The organism is Burkholderia sp. 22PA0099 (assembly GCF_047497165.1).
GTDB lineage: Bacteria > Pseudomonadota > Gammaproteobacteria > Burkholderiales > Burkholderiaceae > Burkholderia.
The window spans coordinates 746,140-761,795 of sequence record NZ_CP163164.1 but is presented as its reverse complement, the minus strand read 5'-3'; the positions used below and the strand labels follow the sequence as shown (position 1 = coordinate 761,795).

General features: G+C 67.8%; 15 protein-coding genes. 6 read left to right on the top strand and 9 right to left on the bottom strand.

Features of this window, described 5'->3' with window-relative positions:
- Positions 1–16: 16 nt before the first annotated feature.
- Both gabD and gabT read right to left on the bottom strand, forming a co-directional pair.
- A complete protein-coding gene (gabD, locus tag AB4851_RS03360; RefSeq protein WP_414448418.1) occupies positions 17–1,483 on the bottom strand; it encodes an NADP-dependent succinate-semialdehyde dehydrogenase in 1,467 nt (488 codons plus the stop codon).
- Between the two features lie 74 nt (positions 1,484–1,557).
- The gene (gabT, locus tag AB4851_RS03355) at positions 1,558–2,841 is read right to left on the bottom strand and encodes a 4-aminobutyrate--2-oxoglutarate transaminase (RefSeq protein ID WP_414448417.1); all 1,284 of its coding nucleotides are present in this window, start codon (positions 2,839–2,841) and stop codon (positions 1,558–1,560) included.
- Between the two features lie 133 nt (positions 2,842–2,974).
- Between gabT and AB4851_RS03350 the strand changes: the two genes are divergently transcribed.
- On the top strand, positions 2,975–4,603 hold the full coding sequence (locus AB4851_RS03350) for a PLP-dependent aminotransferase family protein (protein ID WP_414448416.1): 1,629 nt from the start codon (positions 2,975–2,977) through the stop codon (positions 4,601–4,603).
- Between the two features lie 7 nt (positions 4,604–4,610).
- Here the strand turns inward: AB4851_RS03350 and AB4851_RS03345 are convergent, their stop codons facing one another.
- Both AB4851_RS03345 and AB4851_RS03340 read right to left on the bottom strand, forming a co-directional pair.
- A complete protein-coding gene (locus AB4851_RS03345) occupies positions 4,611–4,787 on the bottom strand; it encodes a hypothetical protein (protein ID WP_414448415.1) in 177 nt (58 codons plus the stop codon).
- Between the two features lie 44 nt (positions 4,788–4,831).
- Positions 4,832–5,668, bottom strand: a complete 837-nt coding sequence (locus AB4851_RS03340) for an EamA family transporter (protein WP_414448414.1) — start codon at positions 5,666–5,668, stop codon at positions 4,832–4,834.
- A gap of 220 nt (positions 5,669–5,888) precedes the next feature.
- Here AB4851_RS03340 and selD point away from each other — a divergent pair, with 220 nt between their 5' ends.
- Positions 5,889–6,950 (top strand): selenide, water dikinase SelD, encoded by a 1,062-nt coding sequence (gene selD, locus AB4851_RS03335; protein WP_414448413.1) that lies wholly within the window; start codon positions 5,889–5,891, stop codon positions 6,948–6,950.
- Between the two features lie 45 nt (positions 6,951–6,995).
- On the opposite strand, the gene AB4851_RS03330 is transcribed toward selD, so the two are convergent.
- Entirely contained in the window at positions 6,996–7,940 is a 945-nt protein-coding gene (locus AB4851_RS03330) for a GlxA family transcriptional regulator (RefSeq protein ID WP_414448412.1), read from the bottom strand.
- Positions 7,941–8,062: 122 nt separating this feature from the next.
- Here AB4851_RS03330 and AB4851_RS03325 point away from each other — a divergent pair, with 122 nt between their 5' ends.
- Positions 8,063–8,860: an SDR family NAD(P)-dependent oxidoreductase gene (locus AB4851_RS03325; RefSeq protein ID WP_414448411.1), complete on the top strand. Its 798-nt coding sequence runs from the start codon at positions 8,063–8,065 to the stop codon at positions 8,858–8,860.
- Positions 8,861–8,943: 83 nt separating this feature from the next.
- Here AB4851_RS03325 and AB4851_RS03320 read toward each other — a convergent pair whose 3' ends face one another.
- Entirely contained in the window at positions 8,944–9,390 is a 447-nt protein-coding gene (locus tag AB4851_RS03320) for a DUF6130 family protein (RefSeq protein ID WP_414448410.1), read from the bottom strand.
- A gap of 113 nt (positions 9,391–9,503) precedes the next feature.
- Positions 9,504–9,824, bottom strand: a complete 321-nt coding sequence (locus AB4851_RS03315; RefSeq protein ID WP_414440981.1) for a pyrimidine/purine nucleoside phosphorylase — start codon at positions 9,822–9,824, stop codon at positions 9,504–9,506.
- A 350-nt stretch (positions 9,825–10,174) separates the two neighbouring features.
- Here AB4851_RS03315 and AB4851_RS03310 point away from each other — a divergent pair, with 350 nt between their 5' ends.
- A complete protein-coding gene (locus tag AB4851_RS03310) occupies positions 10,175–11,260 on the top strand; it encodes a purine-nucleoside phosphorylase (RefSeq protein WP_414448409.1) in 1,086 nt (361 codons plus the stop codon).
- A gap of 264 nt (positions 11,261–11,524) precedes the next feature.
- Here AB4851_RS03310 and AB4851_RS03305 read toward each other — a convergent pair whose 3' ends face one another.
- A complete protein-coding gene (locus AB4851_RS03305) occupies positions 11,525–11,818 on the bottom strand; it encodes a DUF4148 domain-containing protein (protein ID WP_414448408.1) in 294 nt (97 codons plus the stop codon).
- 661 nt (positions 11,819–12,479) lie between these two features.
- On the opposite strand from AB4851_RS03305, the gene AB4851_RS03300 reads away from it, so the two are divergent.
- The gene (locus AB4851_RS03300; RefSeq protein WP_414448407.1) at positions 12,480–13,502 is read left to right on the top strand and encodes an Ldh family oxidoreductase; all 1,023 of its coding nucleotides are present in this window, start codon (positions 12,480–12,482) and stop codon (positions 13,500–13,502) included.
- Between the two features lie 94 nt (positions 13,503–13,596).
- Here AB4851_RS03300 and AB4851_RS03295 read toward each other — a convergent pair whose 3' ends face one another.
- The gene (locus AB4851_RS03295) at positions 13,597–14,607 is read right to left on the bottom strand and encodes a LysR family transcriptional regulator (RefSeq protein WP_414448406.1); all 1,011 of its coding nucleotides are present in this window, start codon (positions 14,605–14,607) and stop codon (positions 13,597–13,599) included.
- A gap of 181 nt (positions 14,608–14,788) precedes the next feature.
- Here AB4851_RS03295 and AB4851_RS03290 point away from each other — a divergent pair, with 181 nt between their 5' ends.
- Positions 14,789–15,640: an alpha/beta hydrolase gene (locus AB4851_RS03290; protein ID WP_414440988.1), complete on the top strand. Its 852-nt coding sequence runs from the start codon at positions 14,789–14,791 to the stop codon at positions 15,638–15,640.
- Positions 15,641–15,656 lie beyond the last annotated feature (16 nt).

The window sequence follows — 15,656 nt, the reverse complement described above, 5'->3', positions numbered from 1 at the left end:
GCCGGCAGAGCCGGAATCAGACCGCCAGGCACAGATACTTGATCACGACGTAATCGTCGATGCCGTAGTGCGAGCCTTCGCGGCCGAGGCCCGATTGCTTGACGCCGCCGAACGGCGCGACCTCGTTCGAGATCAGGCCGGTGTTGATGCCCACCATGCCGTATTCGAGCGATTCCGCGACGCGCCAGACGCGGCCGATGTCGCGGCTGTAGAAATACGCGGCGAGGCCGAACTCGGTGTCGTTCGCATGACGAATCACTTCGTCGTCCGAGGCGAAGCGGAACAGCGGCGCGAGCGGACCGAACGTTTCGTCCTTCGCCACCTTCATGTCGGGCGTCACGCCGGTCAGCACGGTCGGCTCGAAGAAGCCGTGGCCGAGCGCGTGGCGCTTGCCGCCCGTGATCACCTTCGCGCCCTTCGCCAGCGCATCCTCGATGTGCGATTCCACCTTCAGCACGGCCGCTTCGTTGATCAGCGGGCCTTGCGTGACGCCGGCCTCGGTGCCGCGGCCGATCTTCAGCCTGGCCACCGCCGCCGCGAGCTTGTCGGCGAACGCGTCGTACACCGCGTCGTGCACGTAGAAGCGGTTGGTGCAGACGCAGGTCTGGCCGCTGTTGCGATACTTCGAGGCGATCGCGCCTTCCACGGCCGCATCGAGATCGGCGTCGTCGAACACGATGAACGGCGCGTTGCCGCCCAGCTCCAGCGACACCTTCTTGACCGTCGGCGCGCACTGCGCCATCAGCAGGCGGCCCACCGGCGTCGAGCCGGTGAACGACAGCTTGCGCACCGTGGCGTTGCCGGTCAGCTCGCCGCCGATCGCCTTCGGGTCGCCCGTCACCACGCTGAACACGCCGGCCGGCACGCCCGCGCGCTCGGCCAGCACGGCCAGCGCCAGCGCCGAGAACGGCGTGGCTTCGGCCGGCTTCACGACGATCGGGCAGCCCGCGGCCAGCGCCGGGCCGACCTTGCGCGTGATCATCGCGGCCGGGAAATTCCACGGCGTGATCGCCGCGCACACTCCGATCGGCTCCTTCGTGACGACGATGCGCTTGTCGCCGGCCGGCGTCGGGATGGTGTCGCCGTACACGCGCTTGCCTTCCTCGGCGAACCATTCGATGAACGACGCGGCATACAGGATTTCGCCCTTCGCCTCGGCGAGCGGCTTGCCCTGTTCGGTGGTCAGGATCAGCGCGAGATCGTCGGCGTGGGCGAGCATCAGCTCGTACCACTTGCGCAGGATCGCGGCGCGCTCCTTCGCGGTGCGCTTGCGCCAGGCCGGCCAGGCGGCGTTGGCGGCCTCGATGGCGCGGCGCGTTTCGGTCGTGCCGGCCAGCGGCACGGTGCCGAGCAGGTCGCCGGTGGCGGGGTTGCGGACTTCGAACGTGGCGCCGTTCGCGGCGTCCTGCCATTCGCCGTTCAGATAGATCTGCTGACGGAACAGCGAGGCGTCCTTCAATGCGGCGGTGATGTCGTGGCTCATGCGTGACCTCGTGATGCGAATGTAAAACGCCGCGTTCGAAGCGAACGCGGCGTGTCGGGCCGGGTGGGCGCGCGTCAGGCGGCGACGCCGACGGTTTCCTTCAGGACTTCCTCGAGGATGCCGAGCGCTTCGTCGAACACGGCGTCCTGAATCGTCAGCGGGAACAGGAAGCGGACCACGTTCGAATACACGCCGCACACCAGCAGCAACAGGCCGCGCTCCAGCGCGCGCGCCTGCACGCGCTTGGTGAATTCGGCGTCCGGCTCCTGCGTGCCGGCCTTGAAGAACTCCACGGCGACCATCGCGCCCGGGCCGCGCACGTCGACGATCTGCGGGATCTCCGGCTTGAGTGCGGCGAGCTTCGCCTTCAGCGCGTCGCCGAGCTTCACGGCACGTGCTTCGAGTTGCTCTTCGTCGATGATGTCGAGCACCGCGTGCGCCGCGGCCACCGCCAGCGGGTTGCCGGCGTAGGTGCCGCCGAGGCCGCCGGGGGCCGCCGCATCCATCACGTCGGCGCGGCCGACCACGCCCGACAGCGGCATCCCGCCGGCCAGGCTCTTGGCCATGGTGGTCAGGTCGGGCAGCACGTCGTAGTGCTGCATCGCGAACAGCTTGCCGGTGCGCGCGAAGCCGGTCTGCACTTCGTCGGCGATCAGCACGATGCCGTGTTCGTCGCAGATCTTGCGCAGGCCGCGCACGAAATCGGCCGGCGCCTGGTAGAAGCCGCCTTCGCCCTGCACCGGTTCGAAGATGATCGCGGCGACGCGCTTCGGATCGATGTCGGCCTTGAACAGCATGTCGATCGCCTTCAGCGAATCGGCCGTGCTGATGCCGTGCAGTGCGTTCGGGTAGGGGGCGTGGAACACGTCGCCCGGGAACGGGCCGAAGTTCAGCTTGTAGGGGGCGACCTTGCCGGTCAGCGCCATGCCCATCATGGTGCGGCCGTGGAAGCCGCCCGCGAACGCGATCACGCCCGGACGGCCGGTAAACGCGCGGGCCATCTTCACGGCGTTTTCGACGGCTTCGGCGCCGGTCGTGAAGAACGCGGCCTTCTTGGCCTGTTTGCCCGGCGCGCGGGCGATGATCTTTTCGGCCAGTTCGACGTACGACGCGTACGGCACGATCTGGTAGGCGGTGTGCGTGAACTGTTCGAGCTGCGCGGCCACGGCCTTGACCAGCTTCGGATGGCGATGGCCCGTGTTCATCACGGCGATGCCGGCGGCGAAGTCGATGAAGCGGCGGCCTTCGACGTCCCACAGCTCGGCGTTCTCGGCGCGGGCCGCGTAAAAGTCGCACATCACGCCGACGCCGCGCGGGGTGGCGGCGTTCTTGCGGGCTTGCAGATCGGCATTCTTCACGGAGATCTCCTTCCAGTCGATTCGGTTTGGTTCGTTCAGACGGTGGCCGCGGGAGCGCGGCCGATGGAGACGACTATAATCCGGCTTGGCTCTGAAAATTAGAGCCATTCCGGTAAATCTATAGGAGCCAATTTTGAGGGCGAGCGTGTTATCCGACTGGCTGGCGCAGCGTCTCGTGCGCAGCGGCGGCGCGCAGCCGGTGTACCGGCAACTGCACCGGCTGTTGCAGCAGGCGATCCTGTCGCGCGAGCTGCCGGCCGGCACGCGCGTGCCGTCGTCGCGGCTGCTGGCCACCGAGCTGGGGATCGCGCGCAATACCGTCACGCAGGTGTACGAACAACTCGTGCTCGAAGGCTATGTGACGTCGGCCACCGGGCGCGGCACGTTCGTGGCCGATACCTCGCCCGACGAGATCGTCGGTGCGGCCGAGCGCGACGGGCCGGATGCGCTGCGCGGAAAGAGGGCGGCGGCAGGCGGGCGCGGCGCGATGGCCGCCACGGACGCAGGCGTTGCCTCGCCGCCCGCGCCCGATCCGGCGTGGCTGGCCGATCCGGCCGGCGAGACGGGCATCTCGCCGCTGGCGCTGCGGCGGCCGCTCGCGCGGGCCTTGTCGGCGCGCGGGGCGCGGCTGGTGGAGGGTGCGGGCGTGTCGAAGCGCCAGGGCGGCGCGTTCATGCCCGGCGTGCCCGACGTGTCGCGCTTTCCGTCGCGCGTCTGGACGCGCCTGCACAACAAATACTGGCGTCGCCTGCGGCCCGACCTGCTGACCTACGCGCCGGGCGGCGGGCTGGCCTCGATGCGCGAGGCGCTGGCCGATTACCTGCGCACCTCGCGGTCGGTGCGCTGCTCGCCCGAGCAGATCGTAATCACCACCGGCATTCACCAGTCGATCGATCTGGCCGTGCGCCTGCTGACCGATCCCGGCGACGTGATCTGGACCGAGGACCCGTGCTACTGGGGCGTGCGCAGCGTGCTGCATGTCTCGGGGCTGACCACGCGGCCGATTGCCGTGGACGACGAAGGCATCGCGCCGAGCGCCGAGGATCTCGCCACGCCGCCGAAGCTGATGCTCGTCACGCCGTCGCACCAGTATCCGCTCGGCATGGTGATGAGCCTCGCGCGGCGGCGCATGCTGCTCGAATACGCGCGGCAGCACGGCGCGTGGATCATCGAGGACGACTACGACAGCGAATTCCGCTACGGCAGCCGGCCGCTTGCATCGTTGCAGGGGCTGGATACGAGCGGGCAGGTGATCTACGTGGGGAGCTTCGGCAAGACGCTGTTTCCGGGGCTGCGGGTGGGTTATCTGGTCGCGCCGGAGCCGCTGGCCGAGAGCTTCGCGACCGCCAGCGCCGAGCTGTATCGCGAGGGGCAATTGCTGCAGCAGGCCGTGCTCGCCGAGTTCATCGCCGAGGGGCATTTCGTTTCGCACATCCGCAAGATGCGCGCGCTGTACGGCCTGCGGCGGCAGACCTTGCTCGACGAACTGGCGCACCGCTACGGCGATGCGCTGCCGGTGCTCGGCGGCGATGCCGGGCTGCATCTCGTGATGCAATTGCCCGACGGCACCGACGACCGCGCCGTGGCGCAGGCCGCGCTCGAACGCAACATCGTGGTGCGGGCGCTGTCGGGCTACTACGCGGATCGCTCGCGCGCCGCGCCCGGGCTGCTGCTCGGCTATGCGTGCGTGCCCGAGGACGAGATCGGCGCGGCGTTCGGCACGCTGGCCGAGGCGATTGATGCGGGGTGGGTGGGCGGGTAGGGGCTGGCTATGGCGTGGAGCCGGATTGCGGCGCCGGCAGATTGCCCCGTGCTCGCGCCACGGCGGCCTGCGCGGCGGCGTGTACCGCCGGGTCGGGATCGGCCGCCGCGCAGGCCAGGAATTCGGCGATGACCCCCTCGTTGTCGAGATAATCGGCGGCGTCGAACACGGCGTAGTGCGTCATCACAGGCTTCGCTCCATCGTTTGGCGCAACCTGCGCCGGTGCATTTACAAGCGGATCAACACCGCCCCCGCCACCACCATCCCGCACGCCACGATCCGCCGCGCCGTGGGCTGCTCGCGCATCGCGAACCAGCCGATGCCGATCGCGAAGATCGAGCTGGTCTCGCGCAGCGCCGAGACGGTCGCCACCGGCAGGTGCCGATAGGCCAGCGTGACGATCGCATAGGCCGCCAGCGCGCAGGTACCGGCGGCCATGCCGCGCCACAGCGTGGCCGATGGCGCGAGAAGCGGGCGCGGGCCGCCGCGCAGCGCGCAGACGAGCAGGAACTGCGGCACGTTCCACAGCAGATAGACCCAGCAGATATACGACAGCGAATTGCCCGCGAGCCGCACGCCGATGCCGTCCACCACCGAGTAGGCGGCGATGAACACGCCCGTCAGCACCGCGTAGGGCACGCTCTCGCCCGACAGCCGCAACCCGCGCCGCAGCGCCAGCGACACGATGCCGAGCGACACCAGCGCGATGCCGGCCAGCGCGAACGCCGACGGCCGTTCGCCGAGCGCGACGAACGCGAACAACGCGACCAGCAGCGGTGAACTGCCGCGCGCGATCGGGTAGATCTGGCCGAATTCGCCGCTGCGGTAGGCGCGCAGCAGCGCGAGGCAATAGCCCACCTCCAGCAGCGCCGACGCCGCGATATACGGCCACGCGCCCGGCGCCGGCGCGGGCAGCCACAGCGCGCCGGCCACCCCGGCCACGATGTAGGGCACGGCCATCGTCCCGAGCTGGATCACGCGATCCTCGCTGACATGCAGGAACGCGTTCCAGACCGCGTGCAGCAACGCGGAGAACAGCACGAGGGCAACCAGCAGGTGATCCATGGACGGCTTCGGCAGGCTCGCGGCGCGAGCGGTGGAGGCAAGGGCACGCCACGCGCGCAGACCGTGCGATGTGGCATTGCGCGGCAAAATGCGGCAAGGCGGCGATTATCTCAGCAGCGGCCCGATTTCGCCAAGTGTCCGTTTCGTGACGCTCGCGGGCGCGCGGCAGGCGCGGATTGCCGATAATGGGCGCTTCTTCATCCGGACTGTTCCCATCGCCATGAACGAAACCCCGCAAACGAATGCCCCGCCGCGCCTGACGAGCCTGTCGCACGGCGGCGGCTGCGGCTGCAAGATCGCCCCCGGCGTGCTGGCCGAGCTGCTCAAGCGCAACGCGCCGCCCGCGCTGTTCCCCGATCTGCTGGTCGGCACCGAAACCGCCGACGATGCCGCCGTCTACCGCCTCAACGACGAGCAGGCGATCGTCGCCACCACCGATTTCTTCATGCCGATCGTCGACGATCCGTACGACTTCGGCCGGATCGCCGCCACCAACGCGCTGTCGGATGTCTACGCGATGGGCGGCAAGCCGATCTTCGCGCTGGCGCTGGTCGGCATGCCGATCAACGTGCTGCCGCACGAAACCATCGCCGCGGTGCTGAAGGGCGGCGAATCGGTGTGCGCCGAGGCGGGCATCCCGGTGGCGGGCGGCCATTCGATCGATTCGGTCGAGCCGATCTACGGGCTGGCGGCGATCGGCGTGGTGCATCCGTCGCGCGTGAAGCGCAACGCGGGCGCGCGTGCCGGCGACGTGCTGGTGCTCGGCAAGCCGCTCGGCGTGGGCGTGCTGTCGGCCGCGCTGAAGAAGGGCCAGCTCGATGCGGCGGGCTACGCGGCGATGATCGCGGCCACCACCAAGCTGAACCGCCCCGGTGCCGAGCTGGCCGCGCTGCCGGGCGTGCACGCGATCACCGACGTGACCGGCTTTGGCCTGCTCGGCCACGGGCTGGAGATGGCGCGCGGCGCGAGCCTCAGCGCGCGTGTGCGATATGCGTCGCTGCCCTGGCTGGCTGGCGCGCAGGCGTTCGCCGAGGCCGGCGTGATCACCGGCGCTTCGGGCCGCAACTGGGCCGCGTACGGCGCGGACGTGCGGCTTGGCGAGCACCTGTCGCCGGCCGCGCAGGCGCTGCTGACCGATCCGCAAACCTCGGGCGGCCTGCTGGTGGCGTGCACGCCCGAGACGGTCGACGACGTATTGGCCTGCTTCCATGCCGACGGTTTCGCGCAGGCCGCCGTGATCGGCGAACTGGTGGACGGCCCGGCGCGGATCGAAGTCGCCTGAGTTTGCATGTGGCGCCCGGTGCCGGGCGCTACGCAGTGGCGAGCGTCAGGGCGCGCGGGCGTCGCGCCGGATCGCTTGAGGCGACACGCCGAGCCCGCGCACGAACGCCTCCCGCATGTGCCGCCGGTCGCGAAACCCCGTTTCCCGCGCGACCGCATCGAGGGTGTGACGGCTGCGCTCGATCATGAGCCGGGCCGCTTCGAGCCGAAGCGCCTCGACGGCCTTCGCCGGCGATTTGCCCGTTTCCTGCGTGAACAGCCGATGAAACTGCCGGGGGCTCAGGTTGGCCGCCTCGGCAAGCTCCTCCACGGACAGCGTCCGGTGCAGATTCTGCCGCGCATGGTTCAGGGCGTTCTGAATCCGGTCGGTTTTCGGCGCCAGCTCCAGCATTTCCGCGTGCTGCGTTTGCCCGCCCGAGCGGCGCTGCGGCATCACCAGCCGATGCGCGACCGACCGCGCCACCTCCATCCCGAGATCCTTCTCGACCATCGCGAGCGCGAGATCCAGCCCGGCCGTCATGCCGGCCGACGTCCAGATCCGGCCGTCGACGATGAAGATGCGGTCGCTTTCGATCAGCACATCCGGGAATCGCGCCTGCATCTGCGCGGCAATCGCCCAGTGCGTGGTGACGCGCCGCCCCGACAGCAGGCCCGCTTCCGCCAGCACGAAGCCGCCGGTGCAGATGCCCGCGACGCGCTGGGCGCGCGCGCTTTGGCGGCGCAACACGTCCACCGTGCCGGGCGGCGTGGGCACCGCGAACGGATCGGCCACGCCCGCCACCAGCCACGTATCGACCTTGGACGTGCCGTTCGCGGCGTGCGTGCCGATCGGGAAGCCGACCGACGAGCGCACCTCCCCGCCTTCCGCGGAGTACAGCGTGAAGTGATAGAACGGATCGCCGACGACGGTGTTGGCGTGCTCGAACACCGATTGGGTGGCCAGCGCCATCATCTGAAAGCCGTCGCTCAACAGAAAACCGATTCGATGCATCGACAACTCCAGGGCGGGCGGGGAATGGCAGGAAAAATGACTATATACGTCATTTGAGACATTCGCCAGCGCGGCCAGAATACGTTTCGGCAAGTCACCCGAAACCTTCCCTGGAGTAAGTCATGACGCAATCTCATCCTGGTACCGCCCTGATCACCGGTGCATCGTCCGGCATCGGCGCCGTGTATGCCGACCGTCTCGCGCGGCGCGGTTACGACCTGATTCTGGTGGCGCGCAACCGTGACCGCCTGAACGCGTTGGCCAAGCGCATCACCGACGAAACCCATCGCAACGTCGAAGTGCTGGTGGCGGACCTCGGCGAGCGCGCCGACGTGCAGCGGGTCGAAGCGACGCTGCGCGACGACGCCAGCATCACGCTGCTGGTGAACAACGCGGGGGTGGGCACGCACAGCCCGCTGCTCGAAACCAGCGTCGATGCGATGACCTCGCTCATCGAGCTGAACGTGACCGCGCTGACGCGCCTCACGTATGCCGTCGCGCCGGCCTTCGTCGCACGCGGCAAGGGCGCCATCATCAATATCTCGTCGATCGTCAGCATCGCGCCCGAACTGCTGAACGGCGTGTATGGCGGCAGCAAGGCGTTCGTGCTGGCGTTCAGCCAGTCGCTGCATCACGAGCTGGCCGCCAAGGGCGTGCAGGTGCAGGCCGTGCTGCCCGGCGCCACCGCCACCGAGTTCTGGGAAATCGGCGGCCTGCCGCTCGAGCACCTGCCGAAAAATATGGTGATGACGGCGCAGGAGATGGTCGATGCCGCGCTCGTCGGGTTCGATCGCCAGGAGCTGGTGACCATTCCGTCGCTGCATCAGGTCGAGGGTTGGCAAGCGTACGAAGCGGCACGCCAGACGATGGCGCCGCATCTGTCGAACAGCGTTCCGGCGCCGCGTTATACCGCTGCCTGATGGCCGTGCGTGCGATGTCGGTGTGAAGGTCTTCCCACCCGATTTCGCACGCGCTTCGCATGCGCCTCATGCCGGGCAGGCGATCACGGCACCACGAAGTGCGTCGTCCTGGTCTCGATCACGCTGTGCGAGGCATCCACCAGCTCGATGCGCACGGCGTGCGGGCCGGGCGGCAGCGGGCCGAAGTAGATCGCGTCGCTCTGCGCGTGGATCCAGCTCCATTTGCTGTCGTCGACGAACACGTGCAGATGCCCGATCCTGGGCTTCAGCGTGGTGGCCGCCTTGCCGTGGATGTCGGTGTACAGCGGCAGGATGCTCAGGTTGTCGACGCGAAACGCCAGGTAGACATAACCGTCTTTCAGGACATCGGCGCGGGGCTTGAACAGCGTCAGGTGCGGTTGGGCGGGGGCCGGGACATCGGCGATGACACCAGGCGGTGGCGGGAGGCTGCCCGGAGCGGCCGCGCGGGCGGACGTCATGCCGAGCAGGCCGGCAAGCAGCGCCGCGGCGAGATAGCGCGTGTGGATCATGTTCCTCTTCAAGCAATGGAGTGAAAGAGCTTTCAATTGCTTGACAGGATAGTTTTTGCCGCCGCCCGGCGGCATCGGTCATTCGACCGAGGCGGCCAGGCGAAGCGCGTCGCTCAGAGGTAGCTGCAGACGTAATCGAGCGTCTCGATCACTTCGATATCGAAGCGCGACTTGCCGGGCACGGAGAACGATTCGCCTTCGGCGTACGTCTGCCATTCATCGCTGCCTTCGAGGCGGATGCGGCACTTGCCGGCCTGCACTTCCATCAATTCCGGTTCGTTCGTGCCGAAGTTCAGCGTGGCAGGAAGAATCACGCCGAGCGTCTTGCGGCTGCCGTCCGGGAAGATGACCGTATGCGAGACGCACTTGCCGTCGAAGTAGACGTTCGCCTTCTTGACCACTCGAACCTGATCGAATTCTGCTGCCGATGCCATGCGTAGCGCTCCACTGTCTGATTGGGTTGGGTAAGGCGCCGCGAGCGGCGATGCCGCCGGCGGGCGCGGGGAATCTTACCGGAATCGTGCCGCGTGCCTTGCATCGCCCCGGAAATTTGGCCGCCCGGGCGCGGCGGCTAGAATCGCAAGTCTGGCGCAGGAAACCGGCCGCAGCACGCCGGTTTTCGTCGTTCGATCGCCAGACAGACGGCGGCACAGACCGCCGCCATTCTCGTCGTGGCACCGCGTCACGACGAAACCGATGTGTGCGCCGCGCCGGAGGGCCGGCCAGGCTCGCGCATCCGCAGTGTCCGTAACCGTTCTCATCACTCCATTCATAAGGAACGACGATGCTGACTCGCTCGATGCTTTCCGCGGCCGTGTTCTCGCTGGCCGCGTGCGCCACGGTGCCGTCCGTCGCGCAGGATTCCACCGATGTTCAGGCCCAACAGGGCGCCCCCGGCCACGACGATCACGGGCCGGGCGTGCGCACGCCGAAGGTCATGATCGTGACGATGTTCGGGCCGGAAGGGCAGGCCTGGACCGATCGCCTCGGCCCCTGGACCCAGGTGAAGGTGCCGGGGCTCTCGCCCGACTATCCGACGGTGCAGTGCAATCGCCAGGAGGTTTGCGTGGTGACCACCGGCATGGGTTACGCGAATGCCGCGGCCACCATCATGGCGTTGAGTTTCTCGCCGAAGTTCGACCTGCGCCGCACCTATGTCCTCGTGTCGGGCATCGCCGGCGTGGACCCGGCGCAGGGCACGGTCGGCTCGGCGGCGTGGTCGCATTACCTGGTCGATTTCAGCCTGCAATGGGAGCTCGACGCGCGCGAGATTCCGGCCGGCTGGAACACCGGTTATCTCGGCATCAACACCAAGAGCCCGAACGAGAAGCCGCCGCTCGACTACCGCAGCGAGGTGTTCGAGCTGAACCCGAAGCTGACCGCGGCCGCCTATGCGCTGTCGCGCAACGTCGTGCTGGCCGACAGCGCGCAGGCGCAGGCCGCGCGCGCGAAGTTCGACGCCGCGCCGGCCAACCGGCCGCCGACGGTGGTGCAATGCGACACGTCGTCGGGCAATACGTGGTTCTCGGGCACGAAGATCGGCGAACGCGCGCGCCAGTGGACCAAGATCCTGACCGACGGCAAGGGCACCTACTGCATGACGGCGCAGGAAGACAACGCCACCTACGAAGCGCTGACGCGCGCGGCCGCCACCCGGCGCGTCGATCTCGCGCGCGTGGCCGTGCTGCGCACCGGCTCCGATTTCGACCGGCCGTATCCGGGCCAGACGAGCGTCGACAACCTGCTGAACTATGCCGACCAGGGCGGCTTCGCGATCGCCACCGAGAACCTGTATCGCGCGGGCAATCCGCTGGTGCAGGACATCGTCACGCATTGGGGCGAATGGCGGGACGGCGTGCCCGCGCGTTGAGCGGTGCGGCGCCGGTGAGGGGCGCCGACGCGCCATGACATGAAAAAGGTGGCCGCGCTTGATGAAAGCGGGCCGCCTTTTTCACTGCCGATTTTGCCAATCAGCTTTTGCCGTTCGTGCGCGGTTGGGCGCGGAACGGAATCCACACCGGCGCGGTGCGATCCCACTGGTCGAGTTGGGACGGTTTCGGTTCGTTCGGATTCATGATGTGAGCTCCTTACGGATGACGAGGCCGGCGCGGCCGGCGTGCGGGTTGCTGACGGATTAACGATTGGCGAGTTGGCTCGACGGGCCGCCCGATTCCGAGGTGCCCAGGCGTTGTTGCGCCAGTTCGATGCCTTGCGGGTACGACGTGCTCTTGCGCAGCAGGGCCAGCGTGCCGTCGCGTTGGGATTGCGCCAGTTCGGCGCGCACCTGGGCGCGGGTCAGCGTGCTGGTGGTCTTGGCGGCGGGCAGGTCGCCGTAGGTGCCGGCGCGGCCGATGCCGCCATCGGCAAAGGCGGAAACGGCGCTGGTGGACAGGACGAGTGCGGCGGCGGCGATGGTGAGGGTTTTCATGTTCAGCTCCTTTGAGTACCTGAATTCGGATGCGCAACGCATTGGGTTACGCGACGGAGTGAAATTTAGGTGCAGCCGCAGCATCAATAAATGGGATGCGCGCGAATTGAATTGTCGCCCTGTTGGAACAATCGAATTCCGTACTGTCGATAGGGTTAGGCTAAAACCTTGGCTGGCTTGGGTTTCGGCTGTTCTCGAACGAGTGTGCGAAACGCTCGTTTTCACATTGATGCGTCAAATGCAATAGTGTGATTCTGTGGAGTTCATGATGCTTGCGCGTCATGCTGCGATGCGGAAAAACAAGGGACAGGATGATGAAAGCCCGCCCGGGGGCGTGCCGGTGGAGGCGGCGGCTGGTATCCGGTGCGCATGTCGCGCTGCAACGAGCCCGCGCCGAATGCGTGACTGGCTATGCCGATCGGCCGGTCATCGCAGTCGAGATTTATGCCGATTTCATCATCGCCGCCGTGCATTGGCCACAAGCCGGGCCTCGGATCGCAACGGATACTGGCGTTCGACGATTCGTTTTCTCCCACCGAGGCATGTGATCTACTACCGGCGCGCGGCCACCGGCGTGCCGGCCGCCAGGCTGCGGTTCGACGGCGAGCGAGTTGCACGACACCATTTCGAACAGGGCCACGCTGCGGCCCGGAGGGAATCGATGAGTATTGCTGAGGATGTGAGCCTGTCGCTCGACGAGGTCGATGCGCTGGCGCGTCGCGTGCTGATGGCGCACGGCGTGAGCGAGAACAACGCGCGTTCGCTCGCGAGCGTGATCGTGCAGGGGCAGCGCGACGAGTGCCATTCGCACGGCGTCTACCGCCTGATTTCCTGCGTGCGCACGCTGCGCACCGGGCGCGTCGACGGGCGCGCCGTGCCCACGCTGCGCAAGCTGGCCGGCAGCGTGATCGAGGCCGACGCGCACGGCGGCTATTCGCTGCCCGCGTTGGAGCTGGGACTGCCGGCGCTGGTCGAGGCCGCGCGGCAGCAGGGGCTGGCGGCGCTGACGATCCGCCATTGCTATCACTTCTCGGCGCTGTGGCCGGAGGTCGAGGCGATCGCCGCGCACGGGCTGGTGGGCATCGCGATGTGCCCGAGCCACGCCTGGGTGGCGCCGGCCGGCGGCACGCGGCCGGTGTTCGGCACCAATCCGATCGCGTTCGCGTGGCCGCGCCCGGATGGGCAACTGCCCTATGTGTTCGATTTCGCGACCAGCGCGATCGCGCGCGGCGACATCGAACTGCATGCGCGCCAGGACAAGCCGATTCCCGACGACTGGGCGATCGACGAGCACGGCCAGCCCACCACCGATCCGCATGCGGCGATGCGCGGCGCGATGCGCACGTTCGGCGGCCACAAGGGCTCGGCGCTGGCCACGATGGTCGAGCTGATGGCGGGCTCGCTGATGGGCGACCTGACCAGCGCGGAGTCGCTCGACTACGACGGCGGCGCGGGCGCCTCGCCGTATCACGGCGAATTGCTGCTGGCGTTCGATCCGGCGGTGTTCGCGGGCGACGGGCTGGCGGCGGGCCACGCGAGCGGTGAACGCGTGCTGCGCGAGATCGCCGCGCAGGGCGCGCGCCTGCCGTCGCAGCGGCGCTTCGCGGCGCGAGTGCGCAGCGAGGCGAACGGCGTGCGGGTGCCGCGCGCCTTGTATGACGATATCCTCAAGCTGCTCGATTGAAGAGCGCGTTGCGTCGTGCAAAAACAGAAGGGGCGGCCGAGAGGCCGCCCCTTCGTCATTCCAGTCGCGCGGGTGCTTACCGCAGGTGCTTACCTTACGCGGCCCACTCGCTGACCACCGGCGTGTCGATCATCGGCGCGCGTTCCGCTTCCTCGAACGTGCGCTTGCTGCAGACGGTGTCGAGCGGCGGGCGGCCCGAGCCGTTCAGCAGCGGGCAGCGGTCGAACACTTCGGCCACCCAATCGACGAACACGCGCACCTTCGGCGACAGATGCCGGCTGTGCGGATACACCACCGAGATCGGCATCGGCAGCGGCTTGTGGCCCGTCAGCACTTCCTTCAACTGGCCCGAGCGCAGTTGCGGCAGCACCATGAACAACGGCGGCTGGATCAGGCCGAAGCCCTCGATGCCGCAGGTGACGTAGGCGTCCGCATCGTTGACCGACACCACGCCTTCCATCTTCACCTCGACCTCCTTGCCGTCGATCAGGAACGCCCAATCGATGTTGCGGCCGGTGCGGCTCGAAAAATAATTGACGGCGCGGTGATCGGCCAGATCGTCGATCGAACGCGGTTCGCCGTAGCGCGCCAGATAGGCCTTCGAGGCCACCGTCACGCCTTCGAACAGGCCCACGCGGCGCGCCACCAGTGAGGAATCCTGCAGAGCGCCCACCCGGATCACGCAATCCACGCCTTCCTGAAGCAGATCGACGGGGCGATCCGACAGGCCGAGCTGCAGATCGATGTCGGGATAGCGTTCGCGGAATTCGTTGAGCGCCGGGATCACCACGAGCCGCCCGAGCGAGCCGGGCATGTCGACGCGCAGCTTGCCGTGCGGCTTGCGGTTGTTGATCTGGAAGCTCGCCTCGGTTTCCTCGACTTCCGCCAGAATGCGGATGCAGCGCTCGTAGTACGCCGCGCCGTCCGGCGTCAGCGACAGGCGTCGCGTGGTCCGGTGCATCAGGCGCACGCCGAGAAATGCTTCGAGGTTCTGAATGATCGTCGTGACGGAGGCGCGCGGCAGGCTCAAGGTCTCGGCCGCCTTGGTGAAGCTGTTCGTATCGACGACGCGTGTGAAGACCTGCATGGCTTGAAGACGGTCCATCGCTTTACCTCCGGGATTGTTCGGCCCCGATCGGCCTGTTCGACATGCTTATGCGCACGTCTATCCGCCGATTGTTCAAAGCCCCTGAATTGTGTTGCCGGATTATAGGCATTTATCCTGATGTCTGCCGGACCCAGAATGCGCTCCATCTTGCAAATGGACGCGCTTCGGCGCCTGACTCATGGATGCATCCGGTTTTCGCAATCTGCTGAATTCCGCTCCGGCCACGCCGGAGCGGGCTGGCACGTCGCTCGCAGTGTCCGATGTCGAAATCGAGGGCCATGCCCAGGACATCGTATTGCGGCTGTATCGCCGGCCCGACAAGACCGGATTGCCAGTAGTGCTTTATTTCCATGGCGGCGGTTTCGTTCGCGGCTCGCTGGCCGATGCGGACTTCGCCGCGCGCTTTCTTGCCGAGCGCCTGCCCGCGCTGGTGGTGTCCGTCGATTATTCGCTCGCGCCGAAACATCCGTTCCCGGCCGCGCCGGAAGACGCGTATCGCGCGGCGCGCTGGGTCGAGGCCCGGGCGCGCGCGTTCGGCGGCAATCCGCGCCGGATCGCAGTGGCCGGCCACGACGCGGGCGGCCAGCTCGCCAATTGTCTGGCGTTTATCGCTCGCGATCGCGGCGACGTGAACATCGTGGCTCAGGCCCTGTTTGGCCCGATGCTCGACCCGAGCATGACGCGCATGGGCGACGAGCGCCAACTGGCTTCCGACATCACGGCCAAGGATTGCGCGGCCAGCTATCGCGCCTACCTGCCGCAACCGGCGCAACGCATGCACCCGTATGCCGCGCCGCTCGAATCGGCGCGCCTGGCGAAGTTGCCGGCCACGCTGATCGCCACCGCCCAGAACGACGTGCTGCATGTCGAGGCCGAGCGCTACGCGGCCCGGCTGATCGAGGCCGGCGTGCTGGTGCAGGTAATTCGTTATCCCGACGTTACGCACGCGGAGCTGGGCGGCTACGCGCCCGCGCTGCAGGAGGCCGTGCGCTTCCTGACTTGCCGCTTCCAGGCTCACGCCAACGACTAACAACACCAATTCACTG